At 34.4% G+C, this 23,344-nt stretch carries 22 protein-coding genes; 16 read left to right on the forward strand and 6 right to left on the reverse strand.

The window, feature by feature from the left end:
* The first annotated feature begins 46 nt into the window (after positions 1-46).
* Entirely contained in the window at positions 47-409 is a 363-nt protein-coding gene (locus Q0857_RS06370) for a CoA-binding protein (RefSeq protein WP_298533149.1), read from the forward strand.
* On the opposite strand, the gene Q0857_RS06375 is transcribed toward Q0857_RS06370, so the two are convergent.
* On the reverse strand, positions 386-1,828 hold the full coding sequence (locus Q0857_RS06375) for a sodium:solute symporter (RefSeq protein ID WP_298533150.1): 1,443 nt from the start codon (positions 1,826-1,828) through the stop codon (positions 386-388). The two genes, Q0857_RS06370 and Q0857_RS06375, sit on opposite strands and share 24 nt — an antisense overlap.
* A gap of 113 nt (positions 1,829-1,941) precedes the next feature.
* Here Q0857_RS06375 and recR point away from each other — a divergent pair, with 113 nt between their 5' ends.
* From recR to Q0857_RS06440, 13 genes are all read left to right on the forward strand, one after another.
* On the forward strand, positions 1,942-2,559 hold the full coding sequence (recR, locus tag Q0857_RS06380; RefSeq protein ID WP_298533152.1) for a recombination mediator RecR: 618 nt from the start codon (positions 1,942-1,944) through the stop codon (positions 2,557-2,559).
* Between the two features lie 12 nt (positions 2,560-2,571).
* Positions 2,572-3,684, forward strand: a complete 1,113-nt coding sequence (locus Q0857_RS06385; RefSeq protein ID WP_298533153.1) for a glycosyltransferase family 2 protein — start codon at positions 2,572-2,574, stop codon at positions 3,682-3,684.
* Between the two features lie 76 nt (positions 3,685-3,760).
* Positions 3,761-5,095, forward strand: coding sequence for a dihydrolipoamide acetyltransferase family protein (locus tag Q0857_RS06390; protein WP_298533155.1), 1,335 nt, complete (start codon positions 3,761-3,763; stop codon positions 5,093-5,095).
* Positions 5,096-5,195: 100 nt separating this feature from the next.
* Positions 5,196-5,972, forward strand: a complete 777-nt coding sequence (locus Q0857_RS06395) for a 3'-5' exonuclease (RefSeq protein ID WP_298533157.1) — start codon at positions 5,196-5,198, stop codon at positions 5,970-5,972.
* A 144-nt stretch (positions 5,973-6,116) separates the two neighbouring features.
* Positions 6,117-6,728 (forward strand): fumarylacetoacetate hydrolase family protein, encoded by a 612-nt coding sequence (locus Q0857_RS06400; protein WP_298533158.1) that lies wholly within the window; start codon positions 6,117-6,119, stop codon positions 6,726-6,728.
* A 2-nt stretch (positions 6,729-6,730) separates the two neighbouring features.
* On the forward strand, positions 6,731-7,072 hold the full coding sequence (locus Q0857_RS06405) for an Hpt domain-containing protein (RefSeq protein ID WP_298533160.1): 342 nt from the start codon (positions 6,731-6,733) through the stop codon (positions 7,070-7,072).
* On the forward strand, positions 7,072-8,322 hold the full coding sequence (locus tag Q0857_RS06410; RefSeq protein ID WP_298533161.1) for a competence/damage-inducible protein A: 1,251 nt from the start codon (positions 7,072-7,074) through the stop codon (positions 8,320-8,322). The genes Q0857_RS06405 and Q0857_RS06410 overlap by 1 nt, the downstream gene beginning before the upstream one ends.
* Before the next feature lie 82 nt (positions 8,323-8,404).
* On the forward strand, positions 8,405-8,641 hold the full coding sequence (rpmB, locus tag Q0857_RS06415; protein ID WP_072402996.1) for a 50S ribosomal protein L28: 237 nt from the start codon (positions 8,405-8,407) through the stop codon (positions 8,639-8,641).
* Positions 8,642-8,667: 26 nt separating this feature from the next.
* Positions 8,668-8,850 carry a 50S ribosomal protein L33 gene (gene rpmG / locus Q0857_RS06420; RefSeq protein ID WP_007648529.1) on the forward strand — a complete coding sequence of 61 codons (183 nt, stop codon included), beginning with the start codon at positions 8,668-8,670 and terminating at the stop codon, positions 8,848-8,850.
* Positions 8,851-8,896: 46 nt separating this feature from the next.
* Positions 8,897-9,046 carry a DUF4295 domain-containing protein gene (locus tag Q0857_RS06425; RefSeq protein WP_136480553.1) on the forward strand — a complete coding sequence of 50 codons (150 nt, stop codon included), beginning with the start codon at positions 8,897-8,899 and terminating at the stop codon, positions 9,044-9,046.
* Between the two features lie 237 nt (positions 9,047-9,283).
* Complete coding sequence (gene ftsY / locus Q0857_RS06430; protein ID WP_298533163.1) at positions 9,284-10,258, forward strand: signal recognition particle-docking protein FtsY; 975 nt, start codon at positions 9,284-9,286, stop codon at positions 10,256-10,258.
* 135 nt (positions 10,259-10,393) lie between these two features.
* The gene (gene rimO, locus Q0857_RS06435; RefSeq protein ID WP_298533165.1) at positions 10,394-11,698 is read left to right on the forward strand and encodes a 30S ribosomal protein S12 methylthiotransferase RimO; all 1,305 of its coding nucleotides are present in this window, start codon (positions 10,394-10,396) and stop codon (positions 11,696-11,698) included.
* Positions 11,699-11,791: 93 nt separating this feature from the next.
* Positions 11,792-12,478, forward strand: coding sequence for a peptidoglycan DD-metalloendopeptidase family protein (locus Q0857_RS06440; protein WP_298533167.1), 687 nt, complete (start codon positions 11,792-11,794; stop codon positions 12,476-12,478).
* Positions 12,479-12,565: 87 nt separating this feature from the next.
* On the opposite strand, the gene secA is transcribed toward Q0857_RS06440, so the two are convergent.
* The 5 genes from secA to Q0857_RS06465 form a co-directional block, all read right to left on the reverse strand.
* A complete protein-coding gene (gene secA / locus Q0857_RS06445) occupies positions 12,566-15,922 on the reverse strand; it encodes a preprotein translocase subunit SecA (RefSeq protein ID WP_298533169.1) in 3,357 nt (1,118 codons plus the stop codon).
* A gap of 163 nt (positions 15,923-16,085) precedes the next feature.
* Positions 16,086-16,307: a DUF2795 domain-containing protein gene (locus Q0857_RS06450; protein ID WP_019387375.1), complete on the reverse strand. Its 222-nt coding sequence runs from the start codon at positions 16,305-16,307 to the stop codon at positions 16,086-16,088.
* A gap of 312 nt (positions 16,308-16,619) precedes the next feature.
* Positions 16,620-17,192: a cob(I)yrinic acid a,c-diamide adenosyltransferase gene (locus Q0857_RS06455; RefSeq protein ID WP_298533170.1), complete on the reverse strand. Its 573-nt coding sequence runs from the start codon at positions 17,190-17,192 to the stop codon at positions 16,620-16,622.
* A 73-nt stretch (positions 17,193-17,265) separates the two neighbouring features.
* Positions 17,266-18,039 (reverse strand): O-methyltransferase, encoded by a 774-nt coding sequence (locus Q0857_RS06460; protein WP_298533172.1) that lies wholly within the window; start codon positions 18,037-18,039, stop codon positions 17,266-17,268.
* 5 nt (positions 18,040-18,044) lie between these two features.
* On the reverse strand, positions 18,045-19,907 hold the full coding sequence (locus tag Q0857_RS06465) for an ABC-F family ATP-binding cassette domain-containing protein (RefSeq protein WP_298533173.1): 1,863 nt from the start codon (positions 19,905-19,907) through the stop codon (positions 18,045-18,047).
* 106 nt (positions 19,908-20,013) lie between these two features.
* On the opposite strand from Q0857_RS06465, the gene Q0857_RS06470 reads away from it, so the two are divergent.
* Together Q0857_RS06470 and Q0857_RS06475 are read left to right on the forward strand one after the other, a co-directional pair.
* Positions 20,014-20,808: a polysaccharide biosynthesis/export family protein gene (locus Q0857_RS06470; protein WP_298533175.1), complete on the forward strand. Its 795-nt coding sequence runs from the start codon at positions 20,014-20,016 to the stop codon at positions 20,806-20,808.
* Positions 20,809-20,811: 3 nt separating this feature from the next.
* The gene (locus Q0857_RS06475) at positions 20,812-23,286 is read left to right on the forward strand and encodes an exopolysaccharide transport family protein (RefSeq protein ID WP_298533177.1); all 2,475 of its coding nucleotides are present in this window, start codon (positions 20,812-20,814) and stop codon (positions 23,284-23,286) included.
* Positions 23,287-23,344: the final 58 nt, after the last annotated feature.

The following is a 23,344-nucleotide window of genomic DNA, read 5'->3' on the forward strand; positions in this document are numbered from 1 at the left end:
ACAATCTGTTACCATATTTTTTTTACTTAACATATATTTAACACTCATGAATAAAAAAACTTTAGTTCTGGGAGCTTCACTAAAGGCTAATAGATATTCTAATTATGCCATTCAGCGACTTGTCGCAATTAATATTGAAGTTGTTGCATTTGGATTAAAAAAAGGAGAAGTGTCTGGGGTGATAATTGATGAAGATTTGTTGCCGTATACAGGCGTACATACCATTGCCTTGTATTTAAACCCTAAGCGGCAACATGATTATTATGACTACATCATTTCACTAAAGCCAGAACGTGTTATTTTTAATCCGGGTACAGAAAACTCTGAATTCTACGATATTTTAAAAGAAAATAATATTGATTTTGAGGTGGCTTGTACCTTAGTTTTACTTTCTACGAATCAATATTAATCCCAAAAAGGTTAGTAACCCATTTATAATTAGTATTTCAAAACCAATCTGATATCCGTTTAATAAATCCATCGAATATTTATTAATAAAATAGGATACTAGAGGGGCTATAATAGCAATTATCCAAACATACTTGTCTTTTAGTTGTGCTTTTGTGAAAATTCCAAATGCAAATAAACCTAGTAACGGTCCATACGTGTAACCTGCTGCTTTAAAGAGTTCCCATATTACAGATACGTCTTTAAAAATAGCATCAAACAATACAATAACAATAACAAGTATGATGCTTATTAAAATATGAACTTGCTTTCTAACTTTTTTCTGGGAGGCTAAAGGTTTTTTGTCTAACTCAATGATGTCAATACAAAATGATGTTGTTAAAGAGGTTAAGGCTGAATCTGCACTTGAATAGGCGGCTGCAATTAGACCTAATAAAAAGAACGCAGATGTAACGATTCCTATTTCGGGTAACATAGCTACAGTTGGGAACAGATCATCTTTTTTCGCTGTAATACCATGTTGGCTAGCGTATTCTGTTAAAAGTAAGCCCAATGCTAAAAACAAAATATTTACAAAAACTAAAACCACACTAAAGGAAATCATGTTTTTTTGAGCCTCTTTTAGGTTTTTACAGGTCAAGTTTTTTTGCATCATATCTTGATCTAATCCCGTCATGGTAATAGTAATAAACATACCAGCAAGGAAGCTTTTAATAAAATATTGGGGGTCGTTAATGTTGTCGAAGAAGAATACTTTGCTCATGGCATTTTCCTTAACGTTTGCGTAAACCTCCGAAATGCTATTTAAATCTAGAGCAGAAGCTAAAAAAGCAATGGTAACAACTACCGATATAAGCATGAAAAGCGTCTGCAAAGTATCTGTAAAAATGATGGTTTTTATACCGCCTTTAAAAGTATAAAGCCAGATTAATGCAATGGTAATTACTACCGTAATTGTGAATGGTATGTGGTATTGATCAAATATTAAAAGTTGTAGCACTTTTGCGACTAAAAATAATCTAAAAGCTGCTCCAACTACTCTAGATATTAAAAAAGCAATGGAGCCCGTTTTGTAGCTTACATTTCCAAATCGGTCCTTTAAATACGTATATATTGAGGTGAGATTTAATCTGTAATAAATTGGCAATAACATGTAGGCTATGACTAGATAACCAAAAAAGTAACCCAATACGACTTGTAAATAACCAAATTGTTTAGCTTCAACCGCACCAGGAACAGAAATAAAAGTTACCCCAGAAAGAGAGGCGCCAATCATTCCAAAAGCAACTAAATACCATGGAGCTGATTTATTAGCTTTGAAGAAGGCTTCATTACTGTCTTCTTTTCCTGTGAAGTAAGAAATCAAAATTAAAACAACAAAGTAACCAACTATAAGAAGCAGGATTTGTGTAGCAGTCATACATCAACTTTTTTACGATCGAAAATTACAAATATTAAATAAGAAGCTTATACTATTATTAAAAGAGTTAAGTAAATTAGTGAAATTGGTGTGTAAATATTAATTTCGCCAATATGGATTTTTCTTCAAAATTACTAGAACGTGCTGTTAACGAGATGTCTCAATTACCGGGTATAGGTAAACGTACAGCGTTACGTTTAGTGCTGCACATGTTGAGACAACCTAAGGATCAAACTTTAGCGTTGGCAGAAGCCTTACAGTGCATGAGGAATGAGGTGAAATTTTGTAAATCATGCCATAATATAAGTGATGTTGAGCTTTGTGAAATATGCTCGAACCCTAATAGAAATGAAGCGATTGTTTGTGTTGTTGAAGATATTCGCGATGTTATGGCTATTGAAAATACAAGTTCGTTTAAAGGACTTTATCATGTATTAGGGGGTAAAATTTCTCCAATGGATGGAATTGGTCCACATGATTTGAATATAGAATCGCTAGTGAATAAAGTAAAAGGAGGTCAAGTAAGAGAACTCATATTTGCATTAAGCTCAACTATGGAGGGAGATACAACTAACTTCTATATATATAAGCAAATTCAAGATTTTGAAATTCTCACTTCTACTATTGCGCGAGGAATTTCTGTTGGTGATGAATTGGAATATGCTGATGAGATTACTCTGGGTAGGAGCATAATTAATAGAATTCCGTTCGAATCTTCTATAAAAATTTAATACCATACTAATTTGCAATTATCTGTAGTTATATTGAATTATAATGTTAGGTACTTTTTGGAGCTTTGCTTAAAAAGTGTCGAACAGGCTATTCAAGGTATTGATGCTGAAATAATTGTTGTTGATAATAATTCAAAAGATGGTAGCTGCGAGATGGTTAAAACATTATTTCCTAATGTTAAGCTTATTGCCAATACAGAGAATTGTGGTTTTTCTAAAGGAAATAATATAGGTGTTTTATCTGCGCAAGGCGAATACTTATGTGTTTTAAATCCAGATACAGTAGTCGCAGAAGACACGTTTTATAAGGTGTTAGAATTTGTGAAATCTAAAGATAATCTTGGGATTGTTGGTTGCAAATTAATCGATGGTAGAGGAGCGTTTTTGCCAGAGAGTAAGAGAAAAATACCTTATGTTAAAGCCGCTTTTAAGAAGTTGATTGGAAATACCGACGACTATTATGCTAATAACATAAACTCTGACGGAATTGGTGAAGTTCCTGTTTTGGTTGGTGCTTTTATGTTCTTAAAGAAGTCGGTTTATATAGAAATAGAAGGGTTTGATGAAGATTATTTTATGTATGGTGAAGACATTGATATTTCATATAAGGCATTAAAATTTGGCTACTCAAATTATTATTTCGGAGAGACAACAGTAATACATTTTAAAGGAGAGAGTACGCTTCGAGATAAAAACTATGCCAAACGTTTTTATGGTGCTATGCAAATTTTTTACAAAAAGCATTTTAAAAAAAATGTGTTTTTTGATTTTTTCGTTTGGATAGGAATTAAGTTGATTCCCTTAATTAGAAAATCTTCAATCCAAAACAGTAAAAATGTGAGTGCTTATATTTATGTTTCTTCTAAATTGAATCCAAATATGATGTCTGTTTTAAATGAAGATATGGTTTTAAAACAGCACTTGGTAGATATAGGGAACTTAGAAGATGAAACAGAATTAGTCTTTGACGCAAATGTTATTAAGTACAAAGAAATTATAGAATTTATGGATACTAATTACGCTAATATGGGTAAATTAGTCACCTATAAAATACAACCTAAGGCGTCCAATTTTATTTTAGGAAGTGATAATTCGGTTAGTAGAGGGGAAGTTGTTGTTTTTTGATTATTATGAGTTATTTGACGTGTATTTTTATTAATTTTGCAAAATTAAACTAAAAAATAAGTATTAAATTATTGATATGGCAAAGTTTGAGCTGAAATTACCAAAAATGGGGGAAAGTGTTGCTGAGGCAACAATTACTTCTTGGTTAAAAGAAGTTGGAGATACTATTGAAATGGATGATTCTGTGCTGGAAATTGCTACGGACAAGGTAGATAGTGAGGTGCCTAGTGAAGTTGATGGTGTTTTAGTAGAACGATTATTTAATGTGGACGATGTTGTGCAAGTTGGTGAGGTCATCGCTATTATTGAAACAGAGGGGGATGAAGGTGAAGGAGAGAAAATAAATGAGGATGATAAAGAAGAATCAGTAACCGAGGAGCAGAAGGCTATTGAAGAGGTAGAGCAAACTATAACTATAGCAAAAGAAACAGTTAACCCTGTGATTTCTAGTGGAGATCGTTTTTACTCACCATTAGTAAAAAATATAGCAAAGGCTGAAGGCGTTTCTCAGGAAGAATTGGATGCTCTAAAGGGAACAGGGAAAGATGGTCGTGTTACAAAAAACGATATCCTAGATTATATTCAAAATAAGGGTAGTAAACAAAGTGAGGTACAGGTACCCAAAAAAGTCGAGCAACCCGTTATTGAAAATAAACCAGTTGAGAAAATAAAAACGGAAGCGCCAGCTGCTATCTCAAATGGTGAAGATGAAATTATTGAAATGACTAGGATGGGCAAACTTGTTGCCAATCATATGACGAACTCACTTCAAACATCTGCACATGTTCAAAGTTTTATTGAAGCCGATGTTACCAATATTTGGAATTGGAGAAAGAAAGTGAAAGCGGACTTTTTGAAGCGCGATGGAGAAAATTTAACCTTCACTCCAATATTTATGGAGGTTATTGCTAAGGCATTACGAGATTATCCGATGATGAATATTTCTCTTCAAGGAGATACCATAATAAAAAAGAAAAACATCAATTTGGGTATGGCAGCAGCTTTACCAGATGGGAATTTAATTGTTCCTGTTATTAAAAATGCAGATCAGCTTAATTTGGTTGGTATGACCAAACAAGTGAACGATTTAGCAAATAGGGCTAGAATGAATAAATTGAAACCCGATGAAATTCAAGGAGGTACTTATACCGTAACGAATGTAGGGTCTTTTGGAAGTATTATGGGAACTCCTATTATTAATCAGCCGCAGGTGGGTATTTTAGCTTTGGGAGCTATTCGTAAAGTGCCCGCCGTAATTGAAACACCAGAGGGCGATTTTATAGGAATTCGTTATAAAATGTTTTTATCGCATTCTTATGATCACCGTGTGGTTAATGGCGCTTTAGGGGGTATGTTTGTGAAAGCTGTTAAAGATTACTTAGAAGCTTGGGATGTGAATAGGGAAATGTAAATTGAAATTATAAACAATAGTTAAACCTGACCTTTTAGCGGTTGGGTTTTTTTATTTTAGCGAAAAATATATACTGAATTCATAATAACATTAATAATTAATGCAGTTAAACCTTACTAAGCCTATTTGTTTTTTTGATTTAGAAACAACAGGAATCAATATAACGCATGACAGGATTGTTGAAATATCTATTTTAAAGATATTTCCAAACGGGACTGAAGAAAGTAAAACATGGTTGGTAAATCCAGAAATGCCCATTCCAAAAGAAACGACTGCTATTCATGGAATTACTAACGAGAAAGTTGCTAACGAGCCTACTTTTAAAGAATTGGCCAAAGCTATTTATAATATGATTAAGGATTCTGATCTGGGTGGGTTTAATTCTAACCGTTTTGATATTCCCTTATTAGCAGAAGAAATGTTGCGGGCGGATATTGATTTTGATATGAAAAACCGTTTGGCAATAGATGTACAAACAATTTTTCATAAAATGGAACAACGTACATTAAGTGCGGCATATAAGTTTTATTGTAATGAAAGCTTAGAAAACGCACATAGTGCTGAAGCCGATACAAATGCAACCTATCAGATATTAAAGGCGCAGGTTGCTAAATACGATGAATTAGAGAATGATACCAAGTTTTTAGCAGAATTTAGTTCTAGAAAAAAGTTTGCTGACTTCGCGGGGTTTATAACCTATAATAAAGAGGGGCTGGAGTGTTTTTCTTTTGGTAAGCATAAAGGAAAGTTGGTTACCGATGTTTTAGAAAAAGAACCTGGGTATTTTGGATGGTTGCTAAATGCAGATTTTCCTTTGTATACCAAAAAAGTATTAACAGCCATTAAGCTCAGGAGTTTTAATAATAAATTGGGGTAAGAAGAGTTTGGAGGTTTTAGCTTAAATCTTGGCGGATTGTTGCGTTAGGGATTGGAGTGGAAAGCCCGCAGTGAAGTATGAGCGAGGACTTGCAACAGAAAGCCCGACCCTAAAGGGAAACGCCCTATTTAAAATAATAAATAAATGAAACTTATTTGTATTGGTAGAAATTATACCGAACACATTAAGGAATTAGAAAATGAAAGACCTAAAGATCCTGTTGTTTTTTTAAAGCCAGATACCTCCATTTTATTAAAAAAACAGCCGTTTTTTATTCCTGATTTCTCAGATGATGTGCATTATGAGGTTGAGGTTTTAGTGAAAATAAATAGAGTGGGTAAGCATATTGATAGAAAGTTTGCTCATAAATATTATAATGATATTGGTTTAGGCATTGATTTTACGGCTCGCGATTTACAGAGTCAGTTGAAGGCTAAAGGCTTACCTTGGGAAAAAGCAAAATCTTTTGATGGAGCAGCGGTTATAGGTCATTGGATTCCTAAAAAAGAGATAAAAGATGTGAATAAAATTCAGTTTTCTTTAAAAAAGAACGATGAAATTGTTCAAAATGGAAATTCGAGCCACATGCTTTGGAAAATTGATGAATTAATAGAATATGTGTCAAAATATTTCACTTTAAAGATAGGAGATATTATATTTACAGGCACACCAGCTGGAGTTGGCAAAGTAATTGCGAACGATAAGCTAAAAGGATTTATAGAGGATAAGGAGATGTTTTCAATAACAGTTAAGTAAAAATGGAGCAGCATTATAAATTATTACGAGTAAAGGAGTTGGCAGATAACGATGAAGATTTTATCGCAGCATTGGCGGCGGCTTTTCTTGAAGAAGTGCCAATGGATGCAGAACGTTTAAAAACGGCCGTAGCTGAAGGCGATTTTTATAACGCTTATCAAGCGGCACATAAAATGAAACCAACAGTTGATTTGTTTGAACTGGGAGTGCTAGACACGTTGATAGAGGTTCAGGACTGGGGAAAGTTTGAGAAAAAGGACTTAGATGTAACCGAGCAATTAGCCATTGTTATTTCGGCAGTGGAAAAAGCTTCTGCTGAGATAAAATCTGATTTTGGTTTGTAATGATAGCAGAAATCATCACCATAGGTGACGAACTTCTTATTGGTCAAGTTGTAGACACTAATTCCGCCTTTATTTCAAAGCAGCTGAATAAAATTGGGGTGTCTGTCTATCAAATCACGTCAATTCAAGACGATAAGAATCATATTTTACAAGCTTTGGCAGATGCCGAGAATCGTGTTGATATTATTATTTGTACAGGAGGTTTAGGGCCTACTAAAGATGATATCACTAAAAAAACAATATCGGAATACTTTAATGATACACTTGTAAGAAATACGGCTGTTCTTGAAAATATAGAAACTATTTGGAGGCAGCATGTTAGAACAGAATTACTTCAAGTAAATAGAGATCAGGCTCTCATACCTTCAAAGTCAAAACCTTTAATGAATAAGCTGGGTACCGCTCCAGGTATGTGGCTTGAAAAGGGTGATAAAACGTTCATTTCATTGCCGGGTGTGCCCTATGAAATGAAAGCTTTAATTGATAATGAAGTTATCCCAAACCTAAAAGAAAAGTACAACTGCCCGTTTATTCTTCATAAAACTATGATTGTTTATGGATTGGGAGAAAGTGCTTTGGCTGCAAGAATAGAAGCATGGGAAGACGCTTTGCCAAAACATATTAAACTTGCTTACTTACCAAATTTAGGCAAAATGCGATTGCGATTATCTACAAAGGGGTTTGAAGAAGAGCAATTAAAAAATGAGATTCAGGAACAAATTGATAAGGTGATTCCTTTGATAAAGGAAGAATATGCTGGTTTAGAAGATGAGGATGGTTCTGTAGAAATAGTTATTGCAAAACAACTTACAAAACTTGGTCTTACATTGGCCATCGCTGAGAGTTGTACTGGAGGGGCAGTGGCAGAACGTTTCACTTCAAATCCGGGAGCATCAGCTTTTTTTAAAGGAGGCGTAGTAACCTATTCAACACAGTCTAAGATAAATGTTTTAAAGGTGTCAAAGTCAGATATTGACACTTTTTCTGTTGTTAGTTCTCAAGTAGCGGAGGGAATGGCACAAAATGCACAACAATTATTTCAATCTGACTATGCTATTGCTACAACGGGAAATGCAGGTCCAACCAAAGGTGAATCTGATGCAGAAGTTGGTACTGTATTTATTGCTATTGCTACAAAATCTGGGGTTTACTCTCATGAATTCAACTTTGGTAATTCGAGAATTAAAGTCATCAATAAAGCCGTAAATAAAGCCTTGGAAATTCTTCTAAAAGAAATTTTTAAAAATTGATAAAAATTAGGTTGGCATAATATAAAGAATTTGTATATTTGCACCTCGATTTTAAGCAACAAAGAATTTAAAGTTATATAGAATGTCAAGAGTTTGTGAACTTACAGGAAAGAAAGCCATGGTTGGAAACAACGTGTCTCATGCATTAAACAGAACTAAACGCAAATTTAACGCGAATTTGGTTAAGAAACGTTTTTACATTCCAGAAGAAGATAAATGGGTAACTTTAAAGGTTTCTACATCTGCTTTAAAGACAATAAACAAAATAGGTATTTCTGCAGCAATTAAAGAGGCGAAATCTAAAGGATTTTTAAAATAATAGCTGTATTTAATAAGTAATAAGACATGGCAAAGAAAGGTAACAGAATACAAGTAATCTTAGAGTGCACAGAGCACAAAGAGTCTGGACAACCAGGAACTTCAAGATATATTACAACAAAAAATAAAAAGAATACGCCAGATAGAATGGAGATTAAAAAATTTAATCCAATTCTTAAGCGTATGACAGTTCATAAAGAAATTAAATAATTAGAGGTTTTTAAAAAATCTCAAATAACCTTAAAGTGTATAGGTCATGGCAAAAAAAGCAGTAGCATCATTACAAACAGGATCTAAAAGATTAACAAAAGCAATAAAAATGGTGAAGTCTCCAAAAACAGGAGCTTACATGTTTGTTGAGTCTATCATGAGTCCAGATCAAGTTAACGACTTTTTAAAGAAATAAAAAAGTTTCGTTTCAAGATATTATAAGCTGCTTTCTATTGAAAGCGGCTTTTTTATTTTATATTTATCTGCCATATTAACAGGTCGTAAAATGTGGTAAGATAATTGACAATTATGTTTTGAGCGTTACCAAAATGGTCGGGCTTTCGGCAGTCGCTTTCAAAGAAGAGCTCTAAGAAAAGCCTCAATCCCTAACGCAAAGTGTAGTTTCAATTAAAGAACCAACCAATAATAAGAAATGAGTTTTTTTAAAAAAATATTTTCCTCAGAAAAAAAGGAAACCCTAGATAAAGGATTAGAAAAATCTAAATCCAGTTTTTTTGGCAAGCTAAGTAAAGCGGTAGCCGGAAAATCAAAAGTAGATGATGAGGTTCTTGATAATCTTGAAGAAGTTTTGGTGTCGAGCGATGTGGGCGTAAATACTACACTTAAAGTAATCGATCGTATTGAAGAACGTGTTTCTAAAGATAAATATTTGGGTACCGATGAGCTTAATCAAATTCTTCGTGAAGAAATAGCATCCCTTTTAAGTGAAACAAACTCAGGAGAAGAAACCGATTATATAATTCCAGACTTGCCAAAGCAAGAAAACGGAACAAAAACACCTTATGTACTTATGGTAGTTGGTGTGAATGGTGTAGGTAAAACAACGACTATCGGAAAATTAGCATATCAATTTAAAAAGAAAGGCTTAAAAGTGGTTCTTGGAGCAGCCGATACTTTTAGAGCTGCAGCAATAGACCAACTTCAGGTTTGGGCCGATAGAGTAGATGTGCCTATGGTACGTCAAGATATGGGAAGCGATCCGGCTTCGGTTGCTTTTGATGCTTTAGAGTCTGGAGTAAATCAAGATGCCGATGTTATTATTATTGATACCGCAGGACGTTTGCATAACAAAGTAAACTTAATGAATGAACTTACAAAGGTAAAACGTGTGATGCAAAAAGTGGTTGGTGATGCACCACATGATGTTTTGTTGGTACTAGATGGTTCTACGGGTCAAAATGCTTTCGAGCAAGCTAAACAATTTACGGCAGCCACAGAGGTTACATCTTTAGCAGTTACAAAATTAGATGGAACAGCAAAAGGAGGTGTAGTTATTGGTATTTCAGATCAGTTTCAAATTCCCGTTAAATATATTGGAGTTGGCGAGGGTATTGAAGATTTGCAGGTATTTAATAAATATGAATTTGTAGATTCTTTTTTTAAATAGTAAAAAGATTTCTTCAAAATTATTATTCTAAACAGGGCATCTTTTAATGATGCTCTGTTTTTAATTTATATGTATTTGGAATAAATCTGAAATCCACAATCATTATGTATCTTTGCACACTGATTTACAGAAATTATGCGCACAAAAACTCTGAAGAAAAATAAGATTAATGTTGTTACTCTTGGTTGTAGCAAAAACGTTTATGATAGCGAAGTCTTGATGGGGCAACTTAAGGCAAGTGGTAAAGACGTAGTGCATGAAGAGGAAGGCAATGTGGTTGTAATCAATACCTGTGGTTTTATTAATAATGCCAAAGAGGAGAGCGTTAACACGATCCTGGAATACATGCAGAAAAAGGAAGAAGGTGAGGTTGATAAGGTTTTTGTGACAGGATGTTTAAGTGAGCGCTATAAGCCTGACCTAGAAAAGGAAATTCCAAATGTAGATCAGTATTTTGGAACGACAGAATTGCCAGGGTTGTTAAAAGCATTAGGCGCAGATTATAAGCATGAGTTAATTGGGGAGCGCTTAACAACAACTCCAAAAAATTATGCTTATTTAAAAATTGCTGAGGGTTGCGATAGACCTTGTTCGTTTTGTGCGATTCCTATTATGAGAGGAAAACACAGAAGCACGCCTATTGAAGAGATTGTTATTGAAGCTGAGAAATTGGCGGCCAATGGTGTTAAAGAATTGATTCTTATTGCTCAAGATTTAACCTACTATGGGTTGGATTTATATAAAAAACGAAACCTGGCTGAACTGCTAGAAGCTTTAGTAAAAGTAGAAGGTGTTGAGTGGATTCGGTTGCATTATGCTTTTCCAACAGGATTCCCTTTAGATGTGTTGGATGTTATGAATCGGGAGCCAAAAGTTTGTAATTATTTAGATATCCCGTTGCAGCACATATCAGACTCAATTTTAAAGAGCATGCGCCGTGGAACTACTAAAGAGAAAACGACCAAGTTAATTCATCAGTTTAGAGATGCTGTACCAGAAATGACAATAAGAACGACACTTATTGTTGGATATCCAGGAGAAACCGAAGAAAATTTTCAAGAATTAAAGCAATGGGTAACTGACATGCGTTTTGAGCGATTAGGTTGTTTTACATATTCACATGAGGAGAATACGCATGCCTATAATTTGGAAGATGATGTGCCTGAAGATGTTAAAATTGATAGGGCTAACCAAATTATGGAAATTCAATCTCAAATTTCTTGGGAATTAAATCAACAAAAAATAGGGCACGAGTTTAAGGTTATTATTGATAGAAAAGAAGGTAACTATTTTATTGGTAGAACAGAGTTTGATTCACCCGATGTGGATAATGAGGTTTTAATTGATGCTTCAAAAACCTATTTGAAAACAGGAGAATATACCACTGTTAAGATTACCGAGGCAGAGGATTTTGACCTTTATGGAGAAGTTTTAAATTAGTTGTTAGTTGTGGAATGGTAATGTTGGTTTGAGCGATTCTGTTTTTCAGGGGGATTATGACAAGAACTCATAAAGTTTCTTACTTTTGAAGTTATGACCTTGAATCCGTTTTCTAAGTTTATTAATAGTATCAGTTCAGAACCGCTATTTGTTTTAGATTCATCCATTCCAAATGAAAAATATATTCCTATAGATTTATCGGAATCTAACGAGGAGCTGAATAAGATTGATGTCTCTTCATCCCAAAAATTAGCAGCTTTTGTTAATAATCATATTGTAAAGGAAGATCATGTCATTGCTTACGGCGGCTATTTGGAGGTTAGAAATATTTACAAACGTAGTGAGCACTTTAACGCACAAGCACAAGATGAGCGAAACATTCATTTAGGAATTGATTTATGGTGTAATGAAGGATCTACTATATACGCGCCTTTAAATGGAATGGTTTACGGTTATGCGAATAATACCGGTTATGGTGATTACGGACCAACAATAATTTTAAAGCATAACATTTCAGGAGTCGAGTTTTATACGCTTTATGGGCATTTAAGTTTATCTTCTCTTAAAGATTTAGAACCGGGAAAGGAATTTGAGAAAGGCGATTGTATAGGTAAATTGGGTGATGCTTCGGTAAATGGAGATTACCCTCCGCACTTACATTTTCAAATTATTAAAGATATCGAAGGTTATTATGGAGATTATCCAGGAGTATGTAATAAAGATGATTTGGATTTTTATCGAATAAATTGCCCTAATCCTTGTTTATTATTAAAGCTGTAAATACTAATAAATATGTAAAATAAAAATCCCAGTAGCTTTCTACTGGGATTTTTATTTTATTACTAAATGCTTCCTTTTGGAAAAGTATTAATCTTCAACTAATACCCATTCACCTTTGGCAATTAAAGGTTCTGCTTGCTTGTATTTAACGGTTTTATTTTCACCATTCATAACATGCTTAATGGTTACGCGATCATTACGTCCAATTTTTGGCCTATCACGAACAATAGTTTCTACAACCTCCTGTTGGCGCTGGGTATTACCAGCTGCTCTATTTTGAGCAGAACGTTCATCTAAATTAGGAATCTCATCTTTTTGAGTTTTTAAGTTTTCCTTTTTACGGGTTTGTCTTGCTTCCTGAATCGTATTTTGCGTTTCTTGAGGTAGTTCGCCTTTAAATAAGAATGAAATTACGTCCTTATTTACTTGGTCAATCATGGCTTTAAATAACTCAAAAGCCTCAAATTTATAAATTAATAAAGGGTCTTTTTGTTCATGTACTGCTAATTGAACAGATTGCTTTAACTCATCCATTTTACGTAAATGGGTTTTCCAAGCATCATCAATTATAGCTAAGGTGATATTTTTTTCAAAATCGGTAATAAGCTGTTTACCATTCGTTTCATATGCTTTTTCAAGATCGGTAACCACATTTAGGCTTTTAATACCATCAGTAAATGGCACGACAATACGTTTGAATTTATCACGCTGTGTTTCATAAACATTTTTAATTACAGGAAAAGCTATATCGGCATTACGCTCCATTTTTTCTCTATAATGATCAAAAGCGGCCTTATATATTTTTGATGTAATGTCTTGGGCAGATAGTTTTCCAAACTCTTCTTGAGAAATAGGAGAACTCATTGAAAAATAGCGAATCAGTTCAAACTCAAAGTTTTTATAATCGTTAGCGCCTTTGTTGGTTTCAGCAATGCCTTCAGTAGTATCAAAAATCATATTCGCTAAATCAACACGTAAACGTTCACCATGCAAAGCATGTTTGCGACGCTTATAAACCACCTCACGTTGTGCGTTCATAACGTCATCATATTCTAGTAATCGCTTACGAACACCAAAGTTATTTTCTTCAACTTTTTTCTGAGCACGTTCAATAGATTTAGAGATCATCGAATGCTGGATAACTTCGCCTTCTTTTAATCCCATTTTATCCATCATTTTGGCAATACGCTCAGAACCAAATAAACGCATTAAATTGTCTTCTAAAGACACATAAAATTGTGAGCTTCCTGGATCTCCTTGACGACCAGAACGACCACGCAACTGCCTGTCTACACGACGTGAATCATGACGCTCAGTACCTACAATGGCTAAACCACCAGCGGCCTTAACTTCATCAGATAATTTAATGTCTGTACCACGCCCAGCCATATTAGTTGCTATCGTTACCTGCCCCGATTTACCTGCCTGATCAACAATATCGGCTTCTTTTTTATGTTGTTTCGCGTTTAGTACATTATGGGGTATTTTTCTTATGCTTAGCATTTTGCCAAGTAACTCACTTATTTCTACAGATGTCGTACCTATAAGAACAGGTCTTCCGGCCTGAGCTAATTGTGTAACATCATCAATAACCGCATTATATTTTTCGCGCTTCGTTTTATAAACTAAATCTTCTTTATCATCACGAGCAATAGGGCGATTCGTAGGAATTTCAACAACATCTAATTTGTAAATTTCCCAGAATTCACCAGCTTCAGTCACGGCAGTACCTGTCATACCTGAAAGTTTGCGGTACATTCTAAAATAATTTTGAAGCGTTACCGTAGCAAACGTTTGGGTCGCATCTTCAATTTTTACATTCTCTTTGGCCTCAATCGCTTGGTGTAATCCATCAGAATAACGACGACCGTCCATAATACGACCTGTTTGTTCATCAACTATCATTACTTTATTTTCCATCACCACATATTGGGTGTCTTTTTCAAATAAAGCATAGGCTTTTAATAACTGGTTTAAAGTATGAATGCGTTCAGATTTTATACCAAATTCTTTAAATAGATCTTCTTTAAGTGTTGCTTCTTCTTCAGCAGCCAATCCTTGTTCTTCAATTTTAGCTACTTCAATGCCTATTTCAGGTAGAATGAAAAAATCTGGATTGTCTTTTCCAGAAATGTATTCAACCCCTTTATCAGTTAATTCAACCTGATTGTTTTTTTCTTCAATAACATAGTATAATTCCGCATCAACCTTTGGCATTTCACGGTTATTATCTTGCATATAGAAGTTCTCCGTTTTTTGGAGCAATTGCTTAACACCTTCTTCCGATAAAAACTTAATTAGCGCTTTATTTTTAGGAATACCTCTGTAAACACGAAGTAATTGGAATCCACCTTCTTTAGTATCTCCTTCTTTAATAAGTTTTTTGGCTTCGGCTAAAACTCCCGTTAGATATTTACGTTGTACAGAAACTATATCATCTACTTTAGGTTTTAACTCTGTAAACTCGTGGTGATCACCTTTTGGGATTGGCCCAGAGATAATTAAAGGTGTACGAGCATCGTCAACTAATACAGAATCCACCTCATCTACAATAGCGTAGTGGTGCGGACGTTGTACTAAATCTTCTGGAGCATGAGACATATTATCACGCAGATAATCAAAACCAAATTCATTATTGGTTCCATAAGTAATATCGGCGTTATAAGCGGCAATACGTTCTGGAGAGTTAGGTCTATGATAATCAATACAATCTACACTCATGCCATGAAACTCAAAAATAGGAGCCATCCAAGCACTATCACGTTTTGCTAAGTAATCGTTAACTGTGACTAAGTGAACACCTTTTCCAGCCAACGCATTTAAGTAGACAGGTAAGGTCGCTACTAGGGTTTTCCCTTCACCTGTTTGCATTTCTGCAATTTTACCCTGATGCATGGCAATACCTCCAATTAATTGAACATCATAGTGTATCATGTCCCAAGTAATGGGCTTTCCTGCCGCATCCCAAGAGTTTGCCCAAACAGCTTTATCTCCTTCTAAAGCGACATAATCTTTACTGCCAGAAACCATTCTGTCAAATTCGTTTGCGGTTACGTCTATGGAGGTGTTATTAACAAAACGTTTTGCTGTTTCTTTAACTACTGCAAAGGCTTCGGGCAGAATATCATTTAAAACAGTTTCAGTAATTTTATAAGCATCATCATTAAGTCTATCAATTTGCTCATAAATATCCTCACGCTTATCAATATCTTCGGTGTTTTCAGCATCCTTTGTTAAGCTTGCTATTTCGGTGTTTATTTCCTTATTAGCATCAGAAATCGTAGCCTTAAATTCGGCTGTTTTGGCTCTTAATTCATCATGCGTTAGGGCTTCTAGCGCTGCTTCAAAGGTTTTAACTTTATTTACAATAGGCGTAATGGCGCTAACATCTTGTTTTGATTTGTCGCCAACAAATACTTTAAGTACAGAATTTAAAAAACTCATGGGTGTTGTTTTATATATTTTATCTAGGATTACCCTAGGGTTTTATCATTGTTTTAGCCTAAATTAGGCGCTTTCAAAGATACATTTTGTTATGCTTTTAAGTATAATTAAGAGCAAAAAAAAAGCCTCAAATCGAGACTTTTTTATCTATATGCTTGTTTATTTAATACTCATCTTCGTTCCAGAGGTAATCCTCATCGGTCGGATAATCAGACCAGATTTCTTCAATAGAGTCATAAGAGTCTCCTTCATCTTCAATAGATTGTAAGTTTTCAACAACCTCTAAAGGGGCTCCAGTTCTAATAGCGTAATCTATGAGTTCGTCTTTCGTCGCTGGCCAAGGTGCATCACTTAAATAAGATGCTAATTCTAATGTCCAATACATTTCTTATTTGTTTAATTTTGTGCAAAAATAATTTTTTAGTTTAAACACACAAGAAAAAAATGAAATATTTAATCATTAATTAAAAGAACGTATCATTTTGAAATCTAAACACATGAAATTATTATGGCTATGATTATAATAATAACACAAGATTAAGTTTTTATTAAATTTTTAATTTGGGCGTTACCTCAAGGGTCGGGCTTTACGTTTCAAGTCCTCGCTCACACCTCGCTGTGGGCTTTCCTCTGCAATCCCTAACGCAAATAGCAGCTCAAAGTAAAACTTATTTAAACATGATTCTTTTCAAAAACATTATTGCTTCTCAGGAATCCACTTAATCTCGTTTGCTTGTAAGTCAAATGACAATTTTCGTGCCAATACAAAAAGGTAGTCAGAAAGGCGGTTTAAGTACATTAAGGCATTTGGGTCAATGGTTTCGATGTCATTGAGAGCGGTTGCTAAACGTTCTGCTCTGCGGCATACACAACGTGCAATATGACAGAATGACACCGTTTGGTGTCCTCCAGGAAGTACAAAGTGCGTCATTGCAGGCAATGCCTCATTCATCATATCCATTTCACGTTCTAAGATATCAATATCTTCAGATGAAATCTTAGGGATATTTAAACGTTCTTTTCCGTTTTTTAAGATGGCTTTATCTGGATCAGTCGCTAAAATAGCACCAACCGTAAACAGTCTATCTTGAATACAAGTAATTAAATCTTTATAAGCTTGGTTAATATCTTGATCACGAATCAGGCCTAAATGTGAGTTTAGTTCATCAACAGTCCCATAACTCTCAATTCTAATGTGGTGCTTGGGAACTCTTGTACCACCAAATAATGCAGTGGTGCCTTTGTCTCCTGTTTTGGTATAGATTTTCATTTTTCTTTTCTGTGCAATGGTTTTTTTAAGACCAAGTTTTTTCAAATTTAAGATAAACTAACCAACTGCACAATTATACTCTTACGATAAAATGTTCTTTAACCTGCTCTGTTCTGAAGAAAATAAACCCCCAAAAAAAAGTATCTATACTAACCGTAACCCTTGGATGTTTTTTAATGGTTTCCCAAGCCTCTGTCATGCCTTTAGACCAATATATGTCATCAAAAATAAGGACAGTGTTGTTATTCGCAGTTTTTAGTAAGGTTTCAAAATAATGGATGGTGGCCTCTTTTTGGTGATTACCATCAAAAAAAATGAAATCATAGGTGTTTGTGGTCAGATTTTCAATGTTATTCTTAAAATCTCCGGTGATAAATTCTATATTTTTGGCATTTACAGCCTCTACATTTTTTTTCGAAAATGCCGCTGTATTGGGGCAGCCTTCAATGGTTGTAACAGTTCCTTTTTTATGGCCTAGACCCATAGCATAAGTCCCAATGCCTAATGAAGTACCAAGTTCTAAGCTGTTAGAAGGTTTAAAGTATTGTGTAAGTCTGAATAGTAATCGAGCTCTTTTTTTAGTCGTTCCGGCATTTTTCGCAATACTGCAAATTAATCGGTCTTGTTGACCCATAACTTGGGAACCTGCACCTAGATCGGTGACTTTAATTTTGGTCTTGTTATTTAGTAAGGCCTTACGATACGCATTAATAGAATCGTAATCAGGGTAAGTGGTCTTGTCGTAGAAACATGTTGTGATTACATCATACACAAAAGGCGAATGCACACCATGTTGGTTGCTAGATTTAAAAAGAAATTTGAAGTACTGTAATATCTGATACCACATAAAAGTTAATCTTCAAGTTTAGCAGACAGCTCAAACCAGCGTTCTTCTTTGGCATCCATTGCGTCTATAATTTTCTGCAAATCGTCTGAAAGCTTTTTAATATCATCTTGCGATAAGTCAGGGTTTGTGAACTTGTTCTCCAGTTCTTTTTTATCGTAAGCTAAAGCATTAAGCTTACTTTCAATATTTTTTAATTCTTTTTCCTCGTTGTATGATAGTTTAGAAGCCTGATTCTGTTTTTTAGAAGGCTTACTTTTTTTGTCTTCTGTTGTCTTTGAAACTGCAGGCTGACTATCTTCATAAACCCGGTAATCTGTATAGTTACCAGGGAAATCTTCAATAACCCCATTACCTCTAAAAACAAAAAGGTGATCAATAACCTTGTCCATAAAATAGCGATCGTGGGAGACCACTATAATACAGCCTGGGAAGTCTAACAAAAAGCTTTCAAGCACGTTTAGTGTTACAATATCCAAATCATTCGTTGGCTCATCCAGTATTAAAAAATTGGGGTTCTGGATTAAAACTGTACATAAATACAAACGCTTGCGCTCGCCTCCGCTTAATTTTTCAACAAAGTCATATTGTTTTTTTCTGCTAAACAAAAAACGTTCTAAAAGTTGTTGAGCACTAATTTGTCGTCCTTTTTTTAAAGGGATATAATCCCCAAATTCTCTAATAACGTCAATAACCTTTTGCTCTGGTTTTATGCTAATACCGTTTTGAGTATAATAGCCAAATTTAACCGTATCGCCTTTAATAACTTTACCAGAATCGGGTAATGCAGATTGGGTAAGGATGTTTAAAAATGTGGTTTTTCCGGTTCCGTTTTTTCCAATAATACCAACGCGTTCACCTTTTTTAAACGTGTAATCAAAAGCGTCAAGAATAGTTTTGTCTTTAAAGGCTTTAGATACCTTATGGAACTCCAAAATTTTGCTTCCCAAACGTTCCATATTCAATTCTAATTGAACTTCATGGTCGTTTCTACGCTGGTGCGCTCTATGTTTTATGTCGGCAAAATCATCAATTCTAGATTTAGACTTCGTTGTTCTTGCTTTAGGTTGTCTTCGCATCCAAGCTAATTCTTTTTTAAAAAGCTGTTTCGCTTTACCCGTTTCCACAGCTTCGCGTTCAATTCTAGCTTCTCGCTTTTCAAGGTAGTAGGAGTAATTACCTTTATAACTATATAATTGTCCAGCATCTAACTCTATAATTTCATTACAAACACGTTCCAGAAAGTATCTGTCGTGTGTTACCATAAAAAGGGTGATGTTTTCTTTAGCAAAAAAGCCTTCTAACCATTCAATCATTTCTAAATCTAAATGATTGGTAGGCTCATCTAAAATGAGCAGGTCTGGTTTATTAATTAAGGCATTGGCTAACGCAAGTCGTTTTTTTTGGCCTCCAGAGAGTAAGCCTACTTTTTGACCTAAATTTTCTAGTTTTAATTTAAAAAGTATCTGTTTGTACAGCGTTTCAAAATCCCAAGCCTGATGCCTGTCCATAGCATCAAATGCATTCTGGTAAGCTTCCGTATCATCAGGATTTAAAAGAGACTTTTCGTAGTCAGAAATAATTTTTAAAATAGGGTTTTCACATGCAAAAATAGTTTCTTCTACAGTCAGGTTGTTATCAAACTTGGGGTCTTGGGATAAAAAAGAAACCTTAATATCTTTTCTATAAATAATGCTACCCGAATCTGGTTCGTCATCTCCGGAAAGTATGTTTAAAATAGAAGTTTTACCTGTACCATTTTTGGCAACAAAGGCTATTTTCTGATCTTTATGAATACTAAATGAAATATTTTCAAAAAGAACAAGTTCTCCGTAGGATTTTGATATGTTTTCGACCGTTAAATAATTCAAAAGCTTTGTTTTTTTGCAAATAACGGATAAAAAACCAAAAAACCAGCCATAAGTTTTATTGTTCATCCCTAAAACTTATATTTGTGAAAAATCAAACGGCCTCAAAATGAAGAGAAGTTTTCTCGTCCTAATTATCTTAGTAAACGTGGTGTTGGTCTCCTGTATTCCAACTAAAAAGTTGACTTATATACAGCCGCCAGAAGAGGCTGTCGATTCTTTAATGGTAATCCAGGAAAAGCAATCGCCTTATCGTATCCAAGTTAATGATATTCTAAATATTAGGGTTAAAGCTCTGGATCAAGAGAGTGTGCAGATTTTTAACCCAGTAGGGGAGGAAAATTTAAATGCTAATAGTGAAGAACGTGCCTATTTTGATGGCTTTTCTGTAGACATACATGGGAACATTAGAATACCTGTTTTGGGGTATATGAATGTGTTGGGCTACACTACCGAAGAATTAGAGAAGCTTATCGAGAAGAAGTTGTTGGAAGAGCAGTTTAAAGAGGCTGCCAATATTTTTGTTTCTGTGAAACTTACAGGACTGCGCTACACAGTTAATGGAGAAGTTAGTAGTCCTGGAACAAAGACCATGTATCAAAATAGATTGAATATTTTTGAGGCTATAGCTAATGCCGGTGAAATAGATGTGGTTGGTAACCGCGAAGATGTGTTAATTATACGCCAGTATCCACAGGGGCAAAAAGTACACCATCTTAATCTGCTGGAAGATGCCGTGATGCAATCCCCATATTACTATATTCAGCCGAATGATATCATATATGTAAAACCATTGAAGCAAAAGTCGTGGGGTACAGGGTCAACAGGTAGAGAGACTTTACTTACTATTGTATCCACATTAACACTCTTAACAACGACCCTTTTATTAATTGATAGACTTTAATTGATGTCAGATTACAATAATTCAAATATAGATGATGAAGGTCTAAATTTCACTTTTGATTTTAAGGGCTTTTTTTATAAAGTTACAAGTAAGTGGAAATTAATCTTATTCTGTATTTTAATTGGCCTTGTGACGGCTTATTTTATAAATGTTAGAAAACAGAATGTTTATAGCTTAAATTCGTTAATCTCTGTTGAAAATAATAAAAGTCCATTTTCAAGTGCCAATACTAGTATATCCTTTAATTGGGGTGGGGTTTCTGGTAAAGTAGGTCAGGTTATGACTAGCCTAAAAACAAGAACGCACAATGAATCTGTTGTTGATTCTTTGAAGTTCTATATTGATTATTTAGAAGAAGGTGAATACCAGAAAATTGATGTTTACAAAAAAGCACCATTTGTATTTACTCCTAAACTTGATGCGCCCCAACTGTTAAATGAATTTATTGGTATTCGTTTTTTAAATGAAACTAGTTTTGAGCTGTTTACGGAGTTTGAAGACGAACAAGGTAAAGGGCAGATATATGGGACTAAAGCATTTGAAATGATTTACAATCTTCCAGTTGGAGTTTATGATAAGACCTACCGAATAGGCCAAATTATAGAACTCCCATTTATGCATGGTGTTTTAGAATTAAAACCAGAGCACCTAATTAAGCCCAATGAAACATACTTTTTAAGATTTAGAAATTTTGATAAAGTAGTTAGTAGTTTTCAGAATAACATTAAGGTGGCAGCTTTTCAACAATCCTCATCTGTTATTCAATTGGCCTTAGCTGGGCATAATAAGAACAAAATAGTAGAATATTTAAATGCGACATCTGCTATATTAAGTCAAACCGAGTTAGAACGAAAAAATCAATATGCCACAAATACCATAAAGTTTATAGATAGTAGTTTAGCTTCAGTAGATGGTAATATTAAGGAAGTGAGTCAAGCGATGGACAACTTCAGAAGAAAGAATAAGGTGTTCAATGTCGCAGATGATATGCAAAAGGTCTCTCGAGATTTACAACTATTTGAAGCGCAACAGGTAGATATTAAGATTAAGCTTAATTATTTAAATTCGTTAGAAACTTACCTCAAAACAGAGCAAGACTATTCTGGGATTGCAGCACCAACTTCTGTAGGAATTACCGAAGTTAATATTTTAAATGGTGTAAGTGCTATTATAGTTTTATCGACTGAAAGAAGGTCAAAAGAGTTCACCACACGAGAAGAGTCTAGTGTTTTTGAAAATATTGACCGACAAATTGAGGCCGAAAAAAATGTACTTTTAGCGACCATACAATCTACTAAAAACACCTTAGAAACCCAGTTAGAAACGGTTAGCACTACTGTAAAAAAATTAGATAGAAGGCTTTCAGATTTACCGAATAACCAGCAGGAATTTTTAAAAATACAACGGCAATTAAATATAAGTCAAGAGGCTTATACGCAATATATTATTAAACGCAGTGAAGCCGCTATTTCTAGAGCTGCAAATGTATCAGACATTACCATTGTTGATAGTGCTAAGGATATTGGCGGAGGGAAAATTGGTCCAGACACATCACTTAGTTATATGATGGGCGCATTGGCCGGTACATTTATACCCGTGGTTATTCTTTTTCTATTATACTTTCTAGATAATACGGTGCATGGCCCAGAAGATATTAAGCGCATCTCTAATATTCCTATTCTAGGTGTTATAGGTAAGCACACTTACCACAACAATCTTGTTGTTTCGGAAATGTCAAAATCATCAGTAGCGGAATCTTTTCGAGCCATTCGTTCTAGTTTGCAATTTGTTATTAAAAAGAACTCTAAGGAGCGTGCAACAACTTTATTAGTCACCTCCTCGGTAGGTGGTGAAGGAAAGACCTTTTGTTCTATCAATATGGCAACTGTGTATGCTTTGTCTGGTAGAAAAACCGTTTTAGTTGGATTAGATTTAAGAAAACCCAAAATATTTGGAGATTTCGATCTTAATAATGACATAGGCGTTGTTAACTATTTAATTGGACAACATTCGTTAAAAGAGATCACCAATACCACGTCCATTAAAAACCTAGATGTTATTACGGCGGGGCCAGTGCCTCCAAATCCTTCAGAATTACTGATTAGTGAAAGTATGGATGTTTTTGTAAATAAACTTAAAGCAGAGTATGATATTATTATTTTAGATACACCTCCCTTAGGTATAGTAACCGATGCTTTAGATTTAACTAAATATTCAGATACCAATATTTTTATGATTAGGTTAAATTATACTAAAAAAAGTATGCTCCAATTTATAAAAGCCAAGTATAAGTCTAAAGAAATAAAGAACATCAGTTTTGTTTTAAATTTTTATAGGCCCAATAACCACCAAAATTTAAATTATGGCTATGGCTATGGTTATGGGGTTTATGGAAATAATTATCATGAGACTGAGCGTCAGAAAAAAAGTGTTAAGAGTAGATTTAAGAGGGTGTTTAAAAGAAATAAAAACAGTTGAACGATTTACGTTTAAATTAAATTGTTTTTTCACTTGCTAAATGCGTTCTATCTACAAT

Origin of the sequence: uncultured Algibacter sp. (assembly GCF_947495925.1) — a bacterium.
Taxonomy (GTDB): Bacteria; Bacteroidota; Bacteroidia; order Flavobacteriales; family Flavobacteriaceae; genus Algibacter_E.

Coding starts and splice junctions, on each gene's coding strand:
- rpmG (WP_007648529.1), top strand. CDS start 8,668: ATGGCAAAGAAAGGTAACAGAATACAAGTAATCTTAGAGTGCACAGAG.
- Q0857_RS06440 (WP_298533167.1), top strand. CDS start 11,792: ATGACCTTGAATCCGTTTTCTAAGTTTATTAATAGTATCAGTTCAGAA.
- recR (WP_298533152.1), top strand. CDS start 1,942: ATGGATTTTTCTTCAAAATTACTAGAACGTGCTGTTAACGAGATGTCT.
- Q0857_RS06370 (WP_298533149.1), top strand. CDS start 47: ATGAATAAAAAAACTTTAGTTCTGGGAGCTTCACTAAAGGCTAATAGA.
- Q0857_RS06475 (WP_298533177.1), top strand. CDS start 20,812: ATGTCAGATTACAATAATTCAAATATAGATGATGAAGGTCTAAATTTC.
- Q0857_RS06410 (WP_298533161.1), top strand. CDS start 7,072: ATGATAGCAGAAATCATCACCATAGGTGACGAACTTCTTATTGGTCAA.
- Q0857_RS06470 (WP_298533175.1), top strand. CDS start 20,014: ATGAAGAGAAGTTTTCTCGTCCTAATTATCTTAGTAAACGTGGTGTTG.
- Q0857_RS06375 (WP_298533150.1), bottom strand. CDS start 1,828: ATGACTGCTACACAAATCCTGCTTCTTATAGTTGGTTACTTTGTTGTT.
- Q0857_RS06425 (WP_136480553.1), top strand. CDS start 8,897: ATGGCAAAAAAAGCAGTAGCATCATTACAAACAGGATCTAAAAGATTA.
- Q0857_RS06460 (WP_298533172.1), bottom strand. CDS start 18,039: ATGTGGTATCAGATATTACAGTACTTCAAATTTCTTTTTAAATCTAGC.
- secA (WP_298533169.1), bottom strand. CDS start 15,922: ATGAGTTTTTTAAATTCTGTACTTAAAGTATTTGTTGGCGACAAATCA.
- ftsY (WP_298533163.1), top strand. CDS start 9,284: ATGAGTTTTTTTAAAAAAATATTTTCCTCAGAAAAAAAGGAAACCCTA.
- Q0857_RS06455 (WP_298533170.1), bottom strand. CDS start 17,192: ATGAAAATCTATACCAAAACAGGAGACAAAGGCACCACTGCATTATTT.
- Q0857_RS06450 (WP_019387375.1), bottom strand. CDS start 16,307: ATGTATTGGACATTAGAATTAGCATCTTATTTAAGTGATGCACCTTGG.
- Q0857_RS06390 (WP_298533155.1), top strand. CDS start 3,761: ATGGCAAAGTTTGAGCTGAAATTACCAAAAATGGGGGAAAGTGTTGCT.
- Q0857_RS06400 (WP_298533158.1), top strand. CDS start 6,117: ATGAAACTTATTTGTATTGGTAGAAATTATACCGAACACATTAAGGAA.
- rpmB (WP_072402996.1), top strand. CDS start 8,405: ATGTCAAGAGTTTGTGAACTTACAGGAAAGAAAGCCATGGTTGGAAAC.
- rimO (WP_298533165.1), top strand. CDS start 10,394: ATGCGCACAAAAACTCTGAAGAAAAATAAGATTAATGTTGTTACTCTT.
- Q0857_RS06395 (WP_298533157.1), top strand. CDS start 5,196: ATGCAGTTAAACCTTACTAAGCCTATTTGTTTTTTTGATTTAGAAACA.
- Q0857_RS06405 (WP_298533160.1), top strand. CDS start 6,731: ATGGAGCAGCATTATAAATTATTACGAGTAAAGGAGTTGGCAGATAAC.